Consider the following 15,090-nt stretch of genomic DNA (forward strand, 5'->3'; position numbering starts at 1 on the left):
ATTTTATTCAATCGGTTGATTATCTGTTGGATAAAGGGGTTGTTTCTTCTAAAAAAGAACTAGCAGAGAATTTAGGTTTAAGAGCAAATAATATGTCTGAAATATTATCAGGAAGACAGAATGTAGGTATTGATGTAGTTTTAAAGCTCTGTGATTTATATAATATTTCTGTTGAATACCAATTAAAAGGAATTGGAGAGATGTTTGAGTCTTCTAATAATATTGAAGCTAAAATAATAAAAGATGAAATTTCTATAGTAAACAATTCTGTTTTTGCTTTAGACACTGACTTTGTAGATGATGATATAGAAATATTTACTAATTCAAATGGTAATAAGTTTTATGTTTATCCCAATGGTCGTATTGAAATACAAGTATTAAAAGTTCCGTTTCCTGCTTATGCATCTTATATAGAGTGTTACCAAGACGAAATGAATTCAGTTAATGGTTTTGATTATATTCGATTCAAGGCTGATCACATCGCAAAAGGAAATTACATTTGCTTTGTAAGCGAGGGTGATTCGATGTGGAATGAAGGCGGTTATGACACGCCAGGCGGGTCTGAAATATTAGCGCGCGAGATTGGCCGACAGTTTTGGGACAATTTACATAGTACAAAATACGGTTTGATTTTCGTTACTAAATCAGGGATCATGCACAAGGACATCGGAGGGTATAATAAAGAAACGGGGATGTTTAAGCTGCTTAGTAGAAACCCCCAACATAAAGATTTTGAATATCCTGCCAATGATGTGTATCAGATATTCAATGTTATAAAAAGGAGTTTTTAAATAAGTTTAATTAATGCGGTCTAAACAGATCGCATTTTTTATTTGTGTATATTTGGTTTTCGTTAACACCTAACTAACTATTTATGAAACAAATATTACTTTTTCTTTCCATATTATCTTTTACCTGCGTTAATGCCCAGAATCACACTGGCGCTTATCCAAACTATAACAACACAAATAGAACTGTTATAATCCTTGAAGAAAGAAAACAATCTTTGGCGGATGTCATAATGGAGCAAGAGAGATTAAATCTGCAGCGTAACGAGCAGAGAATGCGCAATGAATATAATAGAAGTATAAGAAAGGAGAATAGAAATAATGCTAAGGAAGGTAAACGTTTAGCGAAAATTATTGATAATGAATTAGAACTTAATAAAAACTTATTAAGTGAAGTGATTGATAACTTGAGATTAAACTCAACTGGCGTTGGATTAGATTCTAAGCATTTATTAGATTCAAGAAATGGATATAGGGATATTGCTTTTGGAACTCACAAGTACGATATAAGAAATTTGGAACAAACAAATCACGGTTACTATTTATACAAATCACCAAATAGCAGGGATTATAATATATCGGATATTATATTCAATAATATTGTTTTTAATTTCGATAGAGATAATAAGTTAAACGTAATTTCTTTATTTAAGAATTATTTAGTTTACCAAAGCCCTGGCGTGATGGACATTGGTTTATATGATCTTAAACAACTCATCGAAGGGGCTAGAAAACAATTAGGTAGAGAGTCGTTTTTTAAAAAGACTGATAACAGCAATGTATTTGTTTGGAACTCAACAGATGTTATGGTAATGATAGAGGCTAATATAAACGAAAATGCATTTATAGAAGATGAATATGGCAATAAAATTGTTCCTTATTACACTTTGTCAGTCTCTTATTATAAAAATAGTAATTTAGAACAAGGAATATAAGTTAATGAATGATATATTGACAAGGCTTACATATTTGATGAAACTAGCTAGGCGATGTGCTTTTGCATTATTTGTTATTGTAGCATGGGGAGAGTTGATAATGATGTTTACTAAGTATAAAACAATAGGATTAATGATCTATGAGGAATATGGTAAATCAGCTATCGGCTACTATTATCTGATAGTAGCTATGATTGTTTGTTTACTCTTGTATATTAGTAGTAAATTGGAATATTTAGTAGATGACATAAATAAAAAATTAACTGATAAAAATTAATTATATGAAAGTAGATTTATACACAAAATCCATGCTCACCATAATAGCTGGATGTTTAGTTTTTTTAGTTTTAAGTAGTATTGATATTTTTCCAAAAGCTTATGCATCAAACAAGGAAGATCTAAAATTAAAAAACGATATGAATTATGGGTTAGTTCCACTTAACGAAGATGGAAGTGTTACTGTGAAATTAGATGCTAGTTCTACTTTGGATGTTAATTTGATTGAAGTAGATGGGTGGTCGGTTAAAAATAGGTCAGGGCAATTGTTAATCTACACAGAGGCGTACTAACTTATGAAACACGAGATAAGCCAATCGGAACCGCATTCGATAGATCAAAAAGAAGATTTGAAAAGAAAATTAAATAGTTATGAATAAAATATTGGCTTTAGAATTAAATAATATTGCTTATTATTCTTATGATGGTAATATATTTTCATTTGAGAATATTTTACAAGAAAATGAGAGTAAAATGCGTTTAGATTTTAATCAAAAATTATTTCAATTAGAAGAGGCATTGTCTCATTTACTAATACAGGACATATAACATAAAGCACAAGCCACTCAATCGAGTGGCTTTTTATTATTTAAGATTTTCTAGATCTTCTAATTTTTTAAGTATCTTAATTTGAGTTTTAGATATTACATCTAATTTAGCTGCAATGGTATGTAAATCAAGATTTTCTATTCCTAACATATTCTGCTGTAGTTGTTGTGTCGTAGGTCCTGTAAGTACTGGTAGTTTACCTTCTATTAAGAATAAATAGTTTATTTGTGGAATATGCTCGATTGCGTTTTTAGCAAAAGCTGGAGTAATATTCTTAGTTTTTCCATACATTATTGAACTAAGTACACTATTGTTTTTGTAGCCTAATAAAGGCCATAATCCATTAATTGTTACACTTAGTTCAGATGCTAACATTTGCAATCTTTCTTTTGGGTCCTCTATAATTGTTTTATTTTCCATTTTTAGGCTAATTCATTTTTTAATTTTTTCATTTCTTTCTCCCAGTAAGTCGCTAGTATTTTAGCGCTTTCTATGTTAGTTTGTTTGTTGTAATCCAACATTTGTTGTTCAGATTTCCATCCACAAACGTCCATAATCACTTTGTTTGGCACTTTGCCAAAGTGATTTGTAGCAAACGATCTTCGGCAGATGTGAGAAGCGACAAGTTCGTACTTTGGAAAGTATCCAATTTCCTTACGTTTCTCAGACCTTCCAACACCTGTTTTAACAGTTTTACCACCTAATATAGGTTTAGTTATTTTTGCTAATTTACATATTTCTTTTATCTCCTTGTTAAACTTAACATCTGAACATTTAGGTGGCAATAAACCTAATCGTTTATTCAATATTTCTCTTACTTGATAGTGTAAGGGGATAGCTACGTCTTGTTTAGTTTTAAGTGTTTTTATAAGAATTATGTTATCCTTTATATTATCTACACTAAGGCGTTCTAAGAAGTCTGATACGCGTAGGCCAGTCCATAATCCTATAATAAAGTTATCTCGAATAGAATCGAGTTCTATGTCGTCAATTTTTAGCTCATAAATTTTATTTATCTCCTCTATTGTTAAATAAGGTTGTTTGTACTCAACTTCTTGCTTCTCTACAAATACGCGTTCCTTGTAACCTTTATTTACATTAAGGTTTAATTCCTCAGCTCGTTCACAAAAGAATTTTACACGCCCTAAATGGCGCTTAGTTGTTTCTTCAGCATAATTTTTGGATGTTAAAAATTGACTTATTTGGTCAAGTATTTCTCCATTTATTTCGCTTAGTTTTATTTGTTTTTTATCTTCAAATTCAACAAGCATGTCTTTTAATCTCGAATAGTGTGCGATAGACCTATCGCTCATGTATGAGTTAGCAGATACTTTGTATTTGTCTGCCTTATTTTCAAGCCACCAGGAAGCAAAAGAAGTTAAATAAACTTCCTCTTTTTTGACTTTAAAAGAACCTTCTGAAGCGGGTCTATTAAAAAAAGATGTTAGTTTATTTTCTAACCAGAGCTTATCAATAATCTCTCCTTGAATGTAACTTGTGTTAAAGTTAGTTAAAATAAAATTCTTTAGTTCAGCTAATTTTAGGTTTATTTCAGCTCTATTTTTTACAGCAATTACATTTTTTATTTGCTGTTTTTTTGCATCCCAGTGCTCTGGATTTACTATCAAATTGGTTTTAATATTTACGTCTATTTCACGAGTATGAATGAATCGTAAATAAATAGGTGCTAAGTTTTTAGTACCTCTAATTAAAAATTTAATTGAAGCCATAAAAGAGGTTATTTTATAGTTTGACATATTTTATTTCTGTCCGACATTTGTCCGACATTTGTTCTACCATTGTCCTGCATTTGTCCGACCATTGTCCGACGATAAGTAATAATATAAGTGGTAGTTTATATTTTGTTTTTTAAAAAAAACGACTACTTTTGTCCTGCATTTGTCCGATAGGTTATATAAATGATTATAATTATTTATATATGTATTATACAAAAATGATTTATATTTTATGCAAATGTAGTGATTTATATAAAAGTAACAAAATATAATTACTCCCATTGTGGTCACTATAAAAAAAAGAATTACATAATTGACTCGATAGCTCAGTTGGTAGAGCACAACACTTTTAATGTTGGGGTCCTGGGTTCGAGCCCCAGTCGGGTCACATCGTGGAAACGAGATACAGCTACTGTATCTCGTTTTTTTGTATATCATAGGTTTGTGCTCGACTGTATAATACCGTTATGTATGTTGATTTAGTGCAAAGTCAAGTGATACTGTATCTGTAAAAAAACAAAGAGAGTCACTATGTAGTAACTCTCTTTGTTTTTTCTTGCGCAAGAACAATTCTTTGAAATAGAACATATCTATTGTTGATCTTCCGTTTTTTCCATGTTATCTTGTGTAACTTGAGGAGGAACTTGTTGTTTCTCTTGTTCATCTTCAGTATCAGGTAGCTTAGGTGAGCCTCCCATGAACATGAATAAAGCAATAACTAATCCCACACATACCAATGCAAATATGATAATCATTAATGTACCATTGGCAAAGTTGTAAAGAGGTAAGTTTTGTAGTGCCATAACTTGTTTATTTTTGTTATTTTAACACTAAGGTAGTTATATTTTTTAACATTTAAAATGATAATTATCATATCGATAGTTATGGTTACTTGTTTTCATTTTATTGATGTTCTGTTGTGTAGTGTAGTATAAGGCATTGAAGATGAAATCTCTCCATTTGTTAATTTTCCGAAATTGCCTATTTGTTTTTTGTTAACGAAAACAGATTGAGCGATAAGATATCGCTCAGACAAATTAAAGGATAAATATTGATATTCCCTTTCTAAAGGATACACTATCTCAGAAGGAAATCTATTTATTGAACTTTACAAAATAGGAATAAGAGGCTGTGTTCCGAATGATTCGTTTACACAAACTATTTCACTCTCGTTGTTCTTCCCTCATTTTGGTCATCATACTATTAGGGAGCTCTTGAGCGTTCAATGTGTTTTCTGTGTACTGAGGGGAGTTTGTTCGACTGATCTGGTTCTTGTTTTTAGGAGTTACTTTTTGAATTTTTCGAATTAGTCCAAAGGGAACGTTTGGGCTGACCTCTTTTTTATCTTGTTGCTCTGTAGTAACAGAAGGAGTGTGTTTGCTCGTATCGATGTTAATCTTTGTTTGGCTGACTTCGGTATGCTCTACTATAATCGTTTTGTTTACCTCCTTTTTCGCTTTGGCGTTTTTGACTGCTGAGTGTGGTTTAGGAGTGGTTGTTGTAGTTGAGGCTTTGGTGTGATTGTCAGTTGCTTTATTTTCGTTGTCTATTAGAGTTGTTGTTTTTTCTATGGGTAATTCTTCTGAATTTGCATTTAGATCCAATACACCGTGAAAACAACTTGTACTGTGAATACTGCCATCTTGGGCTTTCCACATACTCCACAAGTAAACTCTACCCGTAGTCCATTGTTCAGGTAGATTAAAGTGAGCATATTTGTCTCTGCGCTGTGCGATAGCTGTGATAGGGATGAACTGATCTAAATCTTCGTGATAGGCCATGATCGTAAGTTGATCTGTATCTAAAGTGAGGGGATTAATTAGCGCATTGTCCCATTGCACTTTTAGCTTGCCCGTTTTTAATCGGTTGATTTTTTTGATCACAGCAGGAGCGAGTACGCCTATGGAGAGCAATACTTTTTCGATATTGATATACTGTGTGTTTTCGTGCTCGACAACTCCTTGTTTCAATAGTCTTGAAATCATTTGCTCTTTTCCGTTCAACCATTTTGTTCCTACGGCTATAGGTGGGCAATTTGCATTGACAAACTCTTTGAATCGACTGCAAAAGGAAGAAACCAAGCTCATCTTGTCCCATTGTTTGAGCTGTGTTTCTGTGGCTTTTTTCTTCGATTTTGTCGGTTTTGATCTCAGTATATTTCTACCTCTCCACTTTACTCCGACTACAGATGCAATCTTGCCTACTAAGGGTCCTAATATTCCTTCTTTTATTTCTGCCATGGCCTTGTCTTTTTTTGAATATTATAAGGTATAAAATGCTTAGATAAGGTAGTTTCACAAATAAAAGAAAATTGAAAAAGTTGCTTGCTTTACTTTGCTGGGCTTGAATGGAATTTGAACTTGTAAAGAAGGAAATCAAAGAATGGTATAAGGCAAATAGGTGGATACTTCACGAGGGGATGCGGTTGATGATCTGGCATTATTTGTTATCAATAAGTAATGTACAAAGGGAGGATAGAAGGACAAAAGGCTTGTTTTGCCTGTTATAGTCCTATCATTGTCCTAAGAATGTCCTATGATCTTGCTTGAATGCCTTCTGTTGCTGCGATGAGAATGGGTGTTTCTGAAAAGGGAATTTTGAATAAATTGATGTAATGTGTTTATTTGTAGTGGTTTAGATTTTGTTTTGATTTCGAAAAAAAATACTTTTTTTGCATTACAGGTTGTTTGAGGAAGCTTCCTGCCTTCAATAGTGTAAAAAAAGATGGGAAAAAGGAGGGGAATTGAAAAAAAAGGAGGGAATTAACCTCATTATTTTAAAAATGGAGTAGAAATTTTAAGGAGATACGGCTTTGAACTTCGGTAGTCATTTGTAGGTGTCTTGTAGTGTTGAGGTGACTGTAGTTGGTTGAAAGTTTTAAGGGGTGTTGCCGAAACAAGTGAGATAGAAGGGATGAGGTTGGATATGAGTTGGTAATTGAATGAATGCTCTTTTGTTGGGATAGAGTGACTATTCAAAGGTGTTGTGTTTTTGACTTTTGTTTATTTTCTCTCTTTTTATTTGTAGTTGGGAGAGGAAGGAGATCCTTATGTTTTCATTTTATGGAGCTACTTTATCTTTTGTACAATCTATGATTTAAAATATTTAAAGCAGGTAAATATTATTATTTCTTCTAATGCTTAAAAACTAAACAGTTAGGTCTGGAGTGTTGTAAATGCTGGGAAAAATATAAATAAAATGTTTGGATGGTATTCAAAAAGGTTTACCTTTGCACAGCAATTGAGAAACAAAATATGTTTTCAATGACTCGATAGCTCAGTTGGTAGAGCACAACACTTTTAATGTTGGGGTCCTGGGTTCGAGCCCCAGTCGGGTCACAAGCAAAAAGCCATCCTTTTAGGATGGCTTTTTTTGTTATATATGAGGTATTGTTTATACAGCATAAAAAAAGCACCATTCGGTGCTTTTGATTATTTGAAAGAATCTCCTACAGGTAGATTCATTTTGTTTGTTAGTGCTGATATTTCATTTATACTGAAACTGCCTTGCAAATACATGATGCTATTTTCTCCCTTGCTGCTGTCTTGATTTAGCATAACCAATTCATTGACATTCGTAGCACTGCCGTCTTTGTTAATATAGATGGTCACTTCAGCGCCATTTTTATTACTTGACGAAAATTGCTTTAGGCCTTTTTTAGATGCATAGTCAGCTACAGCAGTTGTCATTTTACTTTTGCTTGCATCGTTTTTAGTGTGAAAAACACGAAGGTTGTCAAGCTTTTTTATCAAGTTAAAATAAGCTTTATCTTCTTCGCTCGATTGATTTACTTTGACGTTGCTCATCATTTCAAACATCTTCTTGTTTACGATGACATTATTAACCTGTTTGTCTTTTTCAAATTCCGAAAAAGCTTCTTGTGCAAAGAAGTTTAGCGAAAATCCAAAAACAAATAATAAGGTTATTATCGCTTTTTTAATGATATACTTCATAATGTTTTATTTTGTAGTCTGTTTCTTATCGAGTGTTTTATTCAAATTCAAAGAAAGGTTATTCAATATTTCTTTGCACTCATTGAACGCAGTTTCTGGGTTAGTGAATGTACCATATTCTACTTTAGGCTGTTGTTTGACTTCTTTTTTACAAGCTTGCAAAGTAACAGCAAAGAGCAAAATAGCTATACACAATAATGCTTTATTCGTATATATTAGTTGTTTTAAGTTTGCCATAGATAATACAATTATATATAAAAGTAATGAGATTTTTAATATAAATTATTCTTTTCGTCATAAATTACAATTATCAGGAGGTGTAATTGCTTCAAAAGTCTAAGAAATAATTCTACATTTGTGAAACAAACCATTGATTTTATATGAAAAAAGGAATAGTAATTACACTTAGTGTATTATCAGTTTTATTTGGTTTTACATCATGTAAAAAACAAATAGCACGAGGAGATGTTCAACGTGAGAATATATTTAGTGGAACGACTTCCATTGCTTATGCTAAAGGATTAGAAATTGAATATCACGAAGATTATTCCCTTGTAAATATATCACAACCTTGGGCAGGGAGTAGTAAGACTTATAGTTATGTATTAGCTAAGAAAGAGGCTGTTTTACCTGATTCATTAAAGAACAGACAGAGGATTGAAGTACCTGTCAAGGATATTGTCGTTACTTCAACAACGCATATACCAGCTTTAGAATTATTGAATGAAGTAGGTACATTAAGAGGTTTTCCAGGTTTAGACTATATTTCTACTCCAGTTGTACGTCAATTGATCAATGAGGGGAAAGTAAAAGAGTTAGGGTCGAACGAGAGCTTAAACACGGAACAAGTAATTGATTTGGCACCTGGGGTGGTAGTGGCTTTTGCAATGGACGATAGCAATAAGAGTTTACAGACAATTGCTCAAAGTGGTATTGCAGTTTTATACAATGGCGATTGGGTGGAGCAAACTCCATTAGGTAAAGCGGAATGGATCAAGTTATATGGTGTTTTATTTGACAAACGTGAAAAAGCTGAACGCTTATTTACAGAGATTGAGGAGGAATATCAAAATGCTTTAAAATTAGTAAATGATATAGTGGTTCAGCCGACGGTGATGAGTGGTGTTATGTACCAAGATGTGTGGTATATGCCAGGAGGAGGCAGCTGGGCAGGTATCTATTTCAAAGATGCTGTATCTGATTACTTGTGGAAAGACACAGAGGTAACAGGTAGTCTCGCTCTGAGTTTCGAAAGTGTATTCGATAAGGCGAAAGACGCTGAATATTGGATTAATCCAGGGCACTATGAAACATTGGCACAATTGAAAGAGGCAAATCCTCATTACGCCAATTTTAAATCCTTTCAATCGGGCAAGGTGTTTTCTTTTGCACCTACCAAAGGTAGCACGGGAGGAACTGTCTTTTATGAATTAGGACCTACGCGTCCTGATCTTGTATTGAAAGATTTAATCTACATTTTTCACCCAGAGGTTTTACCTGGGTATGAGCCTGTGTTTTACAAGCAGTTGAAATAATGATGAAAAAAATGATAGCCCTCCTTTTATGTTTCTCAATCTTTGTGGTATTTATATTGAATATTTCCACAGGGACAATTCGCATACCCTTTGATTCGGTTGTAGCGATATTGTTGGGAGATGAGGAAATGAAGAGTACTTGGCGCTATATTGTATTGAATTTTCGCTTACCCAAAGCTTTAGTAGCTATGCTGGTAGGGGGTGCTTTGTCAGTAAGTGGTTTATTAATGCAGACCCTTTTTCGAAATCCGATGGCAGAATCTTATGTGTTAGGGGTTAGCTCTGGTGCAGGTTTAGGTGTTGCTATATTGTTTTTGGGGAGTTCGATTTTACCTGCAAGTCTGGTTTCTCTGTTATCTTCTACCTACGGTGTTGCTATTATATCTATTTTAGGGAGCTTCTTATTGCTGCTTTTAGTTTTGAGTGTGTCTTATAAAGTTAAGAATACTGCGACAATTCTAATTGTGGGAATTATGTTCGGGAGTTTTGCCAATGCTGCTATTAGTATACTGACTTTCTTTAGTTCAGCAGAGGAAATCAAGCGATTTACTTTTTGGGCTTTGGGTAGTTTGGGCAATTTAAGTTATGAAGTCATTAGCTTTTTTGCCTTTGTTGTACTGATAGGTCTATTGGGAGCTTTGTCGTTAGCAAGGGGACTTGATGCCTTATTACTTGGAGATAATTACGCTTCTTCGATGGGGATAAATTTAAAGTTAACGCGCAATAGCATTATTGTAGTAACGGCTTTGTTGGCTGGTGTATCCACAGCATTTGTAGGACCGATAGCTTTTGTAGGGTTAGCAGTTCCGCATATTACGCGTATGCTATTTAGAGTAAATCAGCACCGAAGTTTGATCTATTATTCGGCAGGTATAGGGGCAATATTGATGTTGCTTTGTGATATGCTAACACAGATAGGAGGAGATCACTTTTTGCTGCCTATTAATGCGATAACGTCACTTTTTGGAGCGCCAATTGTAATTTGGTTGTTGTTGAAAAGCAGGGCTTATTTATAGGGTGAATGACAAATGATAAAAATAAATTAATATTGTTCGCTTAGATTGTTTTACATTATCTTTGCGAGTTGTAAATAATTAATATGAAGTTCGATTTATTACAGACAGATGCACAATCTCGTGCGAGAGCAGGTAAGATAACGTTAGATCACGGTGTGATAGAAACACCAATCTTTATGCCAGTTGGAACTGTTGCTACAGTTAAAGGTGTTCATCAAAGAGAGTTAAAAGAGGAAATAAACCCAGATATTATCTTGGGGAATACATACCATTTATACTTGCGTCCAAAAATGGAAATTTTAAAGGCAGCAGGTGGTTTGCATAAATTCATGAATTGGGATAGAAATATCTTGACGGATAGTGGTGGATTTCAAGTTTATTCTCTGTCATCTAACAGAAAAATTAAGGAGGAGGGTGTAAAATTCAAATCTCATATCGACGGTTCATATCACTTCTTTTCACCAGAAAGCGTTATGGAAATTCAACGTACGATTGGAGCAGATATCATTATGGCTTTTGACGAGTGTACGCCTTATCCGTGTGACTACAGATATGCAAAAAGATCGATGCACCGTACACATAGATGGTTGGACAGATGTGTTGATCACTTGGCTAAAGTTCCAGAGATGTACGGATATTCTCAAACGTTATTTCCGATTGTACAAGGAAGTACATTTAAGGATCTACGCGAGCAATCTGCGGAGTATATCGCTAATGTAGGGGCAGAAGGGAATGCTATTGGTGGTTTGTCTGTTGGAGAGCCGGCAGAAGAAATGTACGCAATGACTGAATTAGTATGTGGTATATTGCCAACAGAAAAACCTCGTTATTTAATGGGGGTTGGTACGCCGATTAATATTTTGGAGAATATCGCATTAGGAGTAGATATGTTTGACTGTGTAATGCCGACGCGTAATGCGCGTAACGGAATGTTATTTACAGCACATGGATCTATCAATATTAAGAATAAAAAGTGGGAGGCAGACTTTTCACCTATCGATGAGAATGGCTATACATGGGTAGATACGGCTTACTCAAAAGCGTATTTACGTCACTTGTTTGCAGCAAACGAATCGCTGGGGAAACAAATTGCAAGTATCCACAATTTAGGTTTTTATCTATGGCTTGTGCGTGAAGCTCGTCGTCAGATATTAGCTGGAACTTTCACAGAGTGGAAGAATAAGATGGTAAGACAAATGGATCAACGTTTGTAATATAGTATAGAAAAAGATCTAATTAGCAAGGTATGAAGATTATTGATTGGTATATTCTTAAGAGGTATTTAGTAACATTTACTGTAATGTTATTATTGTTTGTACCTATCGGAATAGTTATCGACGTTTCAGAGAAAGTAAATAAGATGATAGACAAGCAAGCTCCTCTGTTAGAAATATTGCAGTATTATCTCGACTTTACGATTTACTTTGCTAATATGCTTTTTCCCATATTTTTGTTTATCTCTATCATTTGGTTTACTTCCAAATTGGCTAATAATACAGAAATCGTCGCTATTTTAAGTTCTGGAATTTCGTTTAATCGCTTTCTAAGACCTTATTTTATTGGAGCTACCTTGGTTTCTTTAATGGCTATGTTTATGGCATTTTATTTAGTGCCTAAAGCAAGTGCAGGATACAATGATTTTAGATATAAATATCTGACGAGAAGTGAGGCTCGGGAATCTCAGAATGTTTATAGGCAAATTAGTGCAAATGAGTTTATTTATGTAAGTAGTTTTTCGTCGACAACAAAGACAGGTTTTAACTTTATGATGGAGGAGATGGATGGCAATAAGTTAAAGACAAAAATTACAGCAGAACGCATTGTATGGGATCCGGAGGCAGAAGTTTATATGTTGCATAAATATGCCAAGAGAGAGGTAGGCGCAGAAGGAGATGAAATAGAAAGAGCAGACAAGAAGGAACTGAAGTTAGATTTTGACTTAGATGATTTAACTCCTGTTGTTTATGCTGCTGAGACGATGCCCTTGCAACAGCTTAGAAACTTTATCGCTAAGGAGCAGGCAAGAGGATCATCGAATATAAATATCTATTTAGTCGTATTATACAAAAAGTACAGTGTACCTGTTTCTGCTTTTATTTTAACGATCATTGCTGTCTCTGTATCTTCTATGAAACGCAGAGGTGGGATGGGAATCAATTTAGCTATTGGTATCTCGTTAGCTTTTATATACGTGTTTTTTGACAAGGTATTTAGTGTTTTAGGAGAGGCATCGAGTATACCTCCTATTGTTGCTGTTTGGATACCAAACGTTGTATTTGCTATTTTAGGTTTATTTTTATTGAGAAATGCTCGCAGATAATATTAAGAGTTACTTCTACCTTCATATAATTGTCTTTATATGGGGTTTTACAGCGATTTTAGGTCAGTTAATTACTTTAAGTGCTTTGCCATTGGTATGGTATAGGATACTTATTGCAGTAATTACTTTGCTCGTTGTATTTGCATTTCGCAAGCAAACACTTCGCGTTAGCAAGAACAAATTGTTGCAGTTTTTAGCTGCAGGTGTTGTCATTGCCTTACATTGGCTCACTTTTTTTTGGGCAATTAAAGTTTCTAATATTTCTATTACGTTAGCTTGTTTGTCAACAGGAGCATTCTTTGCATCCTTGTTAGAACCCATATTTTACAAGCGAAAAATAGATTATATAGAGGTATTTCTCGGCTTAATTGTAATTGGTGCTTTGGTGTTAATTTTTAGTGTTAGCACTGAATATATTGAAGGGATAATATTGGGACTTGTAGCCGCTGCTCTTTCAAGTTTGTTTTCCATAATTAATGGTAAGTTAGTAAAAGATACAGCCGCGCCTATTATCACATTCTATGAAATGTTAGGAGGATTGTTGATTCTCAGTATTTTCTTAGCTGTGACAGGAGGCTTTACTTACGAATTTTTTCAAGTGAGTGAGATTGACTGGTTCTGGTTAGTGGTCTTAGGCGTGTTTTGTACAGCCTTTGCCTTTTTGGGATCAGTGTATATATTAAGAGATTTGAGTCCTTTTACAGTAATGCTCACGATTAATTTAGAGCCTGTATATGGAATTTTATTAGCATTGTTAATCTTTAAAGATGACGAGAAAATGAATGCGACTTTTTATTTTGCTGCCTCGTTAATTCTTTTGACAGTGATAATCAATGGTATTGTAAAAAATAGAAAAAGAAGAAAACTTGCAGTGAAATAGGTGTTCTATTAGTAGAAACTTATATCTTTGTAAATCATAATTGAAACTAAAACCTATTCATAAATGGAATATTTAGATTTTGAACTTCCAATTAAAGATCTTGAGGAGCAATTAGTAAAATGTACGTTGATCGGTGAAGAGTCAGAGGTAGATGTAACGAGTACTTGTAAGCAAATTGAGAAGAAACTTGCTGAAACGAAAAAGAATATATATAAGAACTTAACGCCTTGGCAAAGAGTTCAATTATCAAGACATCCAAATAGACCTTACACAATGGATTATATCAAAGCACTATGTGGAGATACTTTCCTTGAATTGTTTGGAGATCGCAATGTAAAAGACGATAAAGCAATGATCGGTGGTCTTGGAAAGATTGGTAATCAAAGTTATATGTTCGTTGGGCAGCAAAAAGGATATAACACGAAGACAAGACAATACCGCAATTTCGGTATGGCTAATCCAGAAGGTTATAGAAAAGCATTGAGATTAATGCAAATGGCTGAGAAGTTTAATATTCCAGTGGTTACATTAATCGATACTCCGGGAGCATATCCAGGATTAGAAGCTGAAGAAAGAGGACAAGGAGAGGCAATTGCGAGAAATATCTATGAGATGTTCCGTATCAAAGTGCCGATTATTTGTTTGATTATTGGTGAAGGAGCTTCTGGTGGAGCTTTGGGAATTGGTGTAGGAGATAAAGTTACTATGCTTGAGAATACTTGGTATTCTGTAATTTCGCCTGAGTCATGTTCTTCTATTTTGTGGAGAAGCTGGGAGTATAAAGAGCAAGCAGCAGAAGCACTGAAGTTAACTTCATTTGACATGAAGAAAAACAAATTAGTAGATGATGTTATTGCTGAACCTCTTGGAGGTGCACACTCAGACAGAGAGGCTACATTCAAGTCAGTAAAAGAATACATTGAGAAATCATATGCTGAGTTGAGTAAATTGTCAGTTGATAAATTACTTGATAAACGCATGGAAAAATATTTTGAAATGGGAGAATACAAAGATTAGTACTCTTTCTATTTTTATAAACAATTTAATCCGAGATACTGTCTCGGATTTTTTTTATTATCAACAGTTTTGTTTGAGTTGTTGA

Annotated in this window: 17 protein-coding genes and 2 tRNA genes; 13 read left to right on the forward strand and 6 right to left on the reverse strand. The window is 33.9% G+C overall.

Annotated elements, in window-relative coordinates; all coding sequences use genetic code 11:
- The 5 genes from GOQ24_RS03050 to GOQ24_RS03070 all read left to right on the forward strand — a co-directional run.
- A partial coding sequence (locus GOQ24_RS03050; protein ID WP_160339082.1) for a helix-turn-helix domain-containing protein occupies nt 1-791 on the forward strand: 791 nt, incomplete at its 5' end.
- Nucleotides 792-874: 83 nt separating this feature from the next.
- Nucleotides 875-1,723, forward strand: coding sequence for a hypothetical protein (locus GOQ24_RS03055; protein ID WP_160339083.1), 849 nt, complete (start codon nt 875-877; stop codon nt 1,721-1,723).
- A 37-nt stretch (nt 1,724-1,760) separates the two neighbouring features.
- Nucleotides 1,761-2,000, forward strand: coding sequence for a hypothetical protein (locus GOQ24_RS03060; protein ID WP_160339084.1), 240 nt, complete (start codon nt 1,761-1,763; stop codon nt 1,998-2,000).
- A 31-nt stretch (nt 2,001-2,031) separates the two neighbouring features.
- Nucleotides 2,032-2,292: a hypothetical protein gene (locus tag GOQ24_RS03065; protein WP_160339085.1), complete on the forward strand. Its 261-nt coding sequence runs from the start codon at nt 2,032-2,034 to the stop codon at nt 2,290-2,292.
- 79 nt (nt 2,293-2,371) lie between these two features.
- Nucleotides 2,372-2,548: a hypothetical protein gene (locus GOQ24_RS03070; protein WP_160339086.1), complete on the forward strand. Its 177-nt coding sequence runs from the start codon at nt 2,372-2,374 to the stop codon at nt 2,546-2,548.
- A 36-nt stretch (nt 2,549-2,584) separates the two neighbouring features.
- On the opposite strand, the gene GOQ24_RS03075 is transcribed toward GOQ24_RS03070, so the two are convergent.
- Complete coding sequence (locus GOQ24_RS03075; protein ID WP_160339087.1) at nt 2,585-2,968, reverse strand: XRE family transcriptional regulator; 384 nt, start codon at nt 2,966-2,968, stop codon at nt 2,585-2,587.
- 2 nt (nt 2,969-2,970) lie between these two features.
- Nucleotides 2,971-4,278 (reverse strand): tyrosine-type recombinase/integrase, encoded by a 1,308-nt coding sequence (locus tag GOQ24_RS03080; RefSeq protein ID WP_160339088.1) that lies wholly within the window; start codon nt 4,276-4,278, stop codon nt 2,971-2,973.
- Between the two features lie 321 nt (nt 4,279-4,599).
- On the opposite strand from GOQ24_RS03080, the gene GOQ24_RS03085 reads away from it, so the two are divergent.
- Nucleotides 4,600-4,672, forward strand: a tRNA-Lys gene (locus GOQ24_RS03085).
- A 202-nt stretch (nt 4,673-4,874) separates the two neighbouring features.
- On the opposite strand, the gene GOQ24_RS03090 is transcribed toward GOQ24_RS03085, so the two are convergent.
- Entirely contained in the window at nt 4,875-5,087 is a 213-nt protein-coding gene (locus GOQ24_RS03090) for a hypothetical protein (RefSeq protein ID WP_155092044.1), read from the reverse strand.
- 360 nt (nt 5,088-5,447) lie between these two features.
- Entirely contained in the window at nt 5,448-6,524 is a 1,077-nt protein-coding gene (locus tag GOQ24_RS16530) for a DUF6266 family protein (RefSeq protein WP_208103207.1), read from the reverse strand.
- A gap of 1,025 nt (nt 6,525-7,549) precedes the next feature.
- On the opposite strand from GOQ24_RS16530, the gene GOQ24_RS03100 reads away from it, so the two are divergent.
- Nucleotides 7,550-7,622, forward strand: a tRNA-Lys gene (locus GOQ24_RS03100).
- A 93-nt stretch (nt 7,623-7,715) separates the two neighbouring features.
- Here GOQ24_RS03100 and GOQ24_RS03105 read toward each other — a convergent pair.
- Both GOQ24_RS03105 and GOQ24_RS03110 read right to left on the reverse strand, forming a co-directional pair.
- A complete protein-coding gene (locus GOQ24_RS03105) occupies nt 7,716-8,237 on the reverse strand; it encodes a DUF4252 domain-containing protein (RefSeq protein WP_155092043.1) in 522 nt (173 codons plus the stop codon).
- Between the two features lie 6 nt (nt 8,238-8,243).
- Entirely contained in the window at nt 8,244-8,474 is a 231-nt protein-coding gene (locus GOQ24_RS03110) for a hypothetical protein (RefSeq protein ID WP_155092042.1), read from the reverse strand.
- Nucleotides 8,475-8,617: 143 nt separating this feature from the next.
- Here GOQ24_RS03110 and GOQ24_RS03115 point away from each other — a divergent pair, with 143 nt between their 5' ends.
- From GOQ24_RS03115 to GOQ24_RS03140, 6 genes are all read left to right on the forward strand, one after another.
- The gene (locus GOQ24_RS03115) at nt 8,618-9,772 is read left to right on the forward strand and encodes an ABC transporter substrate-binding protein (RefSeq protein WP_160339089.1); all 1,155 of its coding nucleotides are present in this window, start codon (nt 8,618-8,620) and stop codon (nt 9,770-9,772) included.
- On the forward strand, nt 9,772-10,788 hold the full coding sequence (locus GOQ24_RS03120; RefSeq protein ID WP_160339090.1) for a FecCD family ABC transporter permease: 1,017 nt from the start codon (nt 9,772-9,774) through the stop codon (nt 10,786-10,788). The genes GOQ24_RS03115 and GOQ24_RS03120 overlap by 1 nt, the downstream gene beginning before the upstream one ends.
- Before the next feature lie 83 nt (nt 10,789-10,871).
- A complete protein-coding gene (gene tgt, locus GOQ24_RS03125) occupies nt 10,872-12,002 on the forward strand; it encodes a tRNA guanosine(34) transglycosylase Tgt (protein ID WP_155092039.1) in 1,131 nt (376 codons plus the stop codon).
- Between the two features lie 32 nt (nt 12,003-12,034).
- Entirely contained in the window at nt 12,035-13,108 is a 1,074-nt protein-coding gene (locus GOQ24_RS03130) for an LptF/LptG family permease (RefSeq protein ID WP_155092038.1), read from the forward strand.
- A complete protein-coding gene (locus tag GOQ24_RS03135; RefSeq protein WP_155092037.1) occupies nt 13,095-13,988 on the forward strand; it encodes a DMT family transporter in 894 nt (297 codons plus the stop codon). Before GOQ24_RS03130 ends, GOQ24_RS03135 begins: the two co-directional genes overlap by 14 nt.
- A gap of 63 nt (nt 13,989-14,051) precedes the next feature.
- A complete protein-coding gene (locus GOQ24_RS03140) occupies nt 14,052-15,005 on the forward strand; it encodes an acetyl-CoA carboxylase carboxyltransferase subunit alpha (protein WP_155092036.1) in 954 nt (317 codons plus the stop codon).
- The last annotated feature ends 85 nt before the right edge of the window (nt 15,006-15,090 follow it).

The sequence above is a fragment of the Myroides sp. LoEW2-1 genome (assembly GCF_009767705.1).
GTDB classification, from domain to species: domain Bacteria; phylum Bacteroidota; class Bacteroidia; order Flavobacteriales; family Flavobacteriaceae; genus Flavobacterium; species Flavobacterium album_A.

Excerpts from the sequence above, each read along its gene's own strand:
- GOQ24_RS03115 (WP_160339089.1), top strand. The coding sequence starts at position 8,618 with ATGAAAAAAGGAATAGTAATTACACTTAGTGTATTATCAGTTTTATTT.
- GOQ24_RS03060 (WP_160339084.1), top strand. The coding sequence starts at position 1,761 with ATGAAACTAGCTAGGCGATGTGCTTTTGCATTATTTGTTATTGTAGCA.
- GOQ24_RS03110 (WP_155092042.1), bottom strand. The coding sequence starts at position 8,474 with ATGGCAAACTTAAAACAACTAATATATACGAATAAAGCATTATTGTGT.
- GOQ24_RS03075 (WP_160339087.1), bottom strand. The coding sequence starts at position 2,968 with ATGGAAAATAAAACAATTATAGAGGACCCAAAAGAAAGATTGCAAATG.
- GOQ24_RS03090 (WP_155092044.1), bottom strand. The coding sequence starts at position 5,087 with ATGGCACTACAAAACTTACCTCTTTACAACTTTGCCAATGGTACATTA.
- GOQ24_RS03140 (WP_155092036.1), top strand. The coding sequence starts at position 14,052 with ATGGAATATTTAGATTTTGAACTTCCAATTAAAGATCTTGAGGAGCAA.
- GOQ24_RS03120 (WP_160339090.1), top strand. The coding sequence starts at position 9,772 with ATGATGAAAAAAATGATAGCCCTCCTTTTATGTTTCTCAATCTTTGTG.
- GOQ24_RS03080 (WP_160339088.1), bottom strand. The coding sequence starts at position 4,278 with ATGGCTTCAATTAAATTTTTAATTAGAGGTACTAAAAACTTAGCACCT.
- GOQ24_RS03135 (WP_155092037.1), top strand. The coding sequence starts at position 13,095 with ATGCTCGCAGATAATATTAAGAGTTACTTCTACCTTCATATAATTGTC.
- GOQ24_RS03070 (WP_160339086.1), top strand. The coding sequence starts at position 2,372 with ATGAATAAAATATTGGCTTTAGAATTAAATAATATTGCTTATTATTCT.
- tgt (WP_155092039.1), top strand. The coding sequence starts at position 10,872 with ATGAAGTTCGATTTATTACAGACAGATGCACAATCTCGTGCGAGAGCA.
- GOQ24_RS16530 (WP_208103207.1), bottom strand. The coding sequence starts at position 6,524 with ATGGCAGAAATAAAAGAAGGAATATTAGGACCCTTAGTAGGCAAGATT.
- GOQ24_RS03055 (WP_160339083.1), top strand. The coding sequence starts at position 875 with ATGAAACAAATATTACTTTTTCTTTCCATATTATCTTTTACCTGCGTT.
- GOQ24_RS03065 (WP_160339085.1), top strand. The coding sequence starts at position 2,032 with ATGCTCACCATAATAGCTGGATGTTTAGTTTTTTTAGTTTTAAGTAGT.
- GOQ24_RS03130 (WP_155092038.1), top strand. The coding sequence starts at position 12,035 with ATGAAGATTATTGATTGGTATATTCTTAAGAGGTATTTAGTAACATTT.
- GOQ24_RS03105 (WP_155092043.1), bottom strand. The coding sequence starts at position 8,237 with ATGAAGTATATCATTAAAAAAGCGATAATAACCTTATTATTTGTTTTT.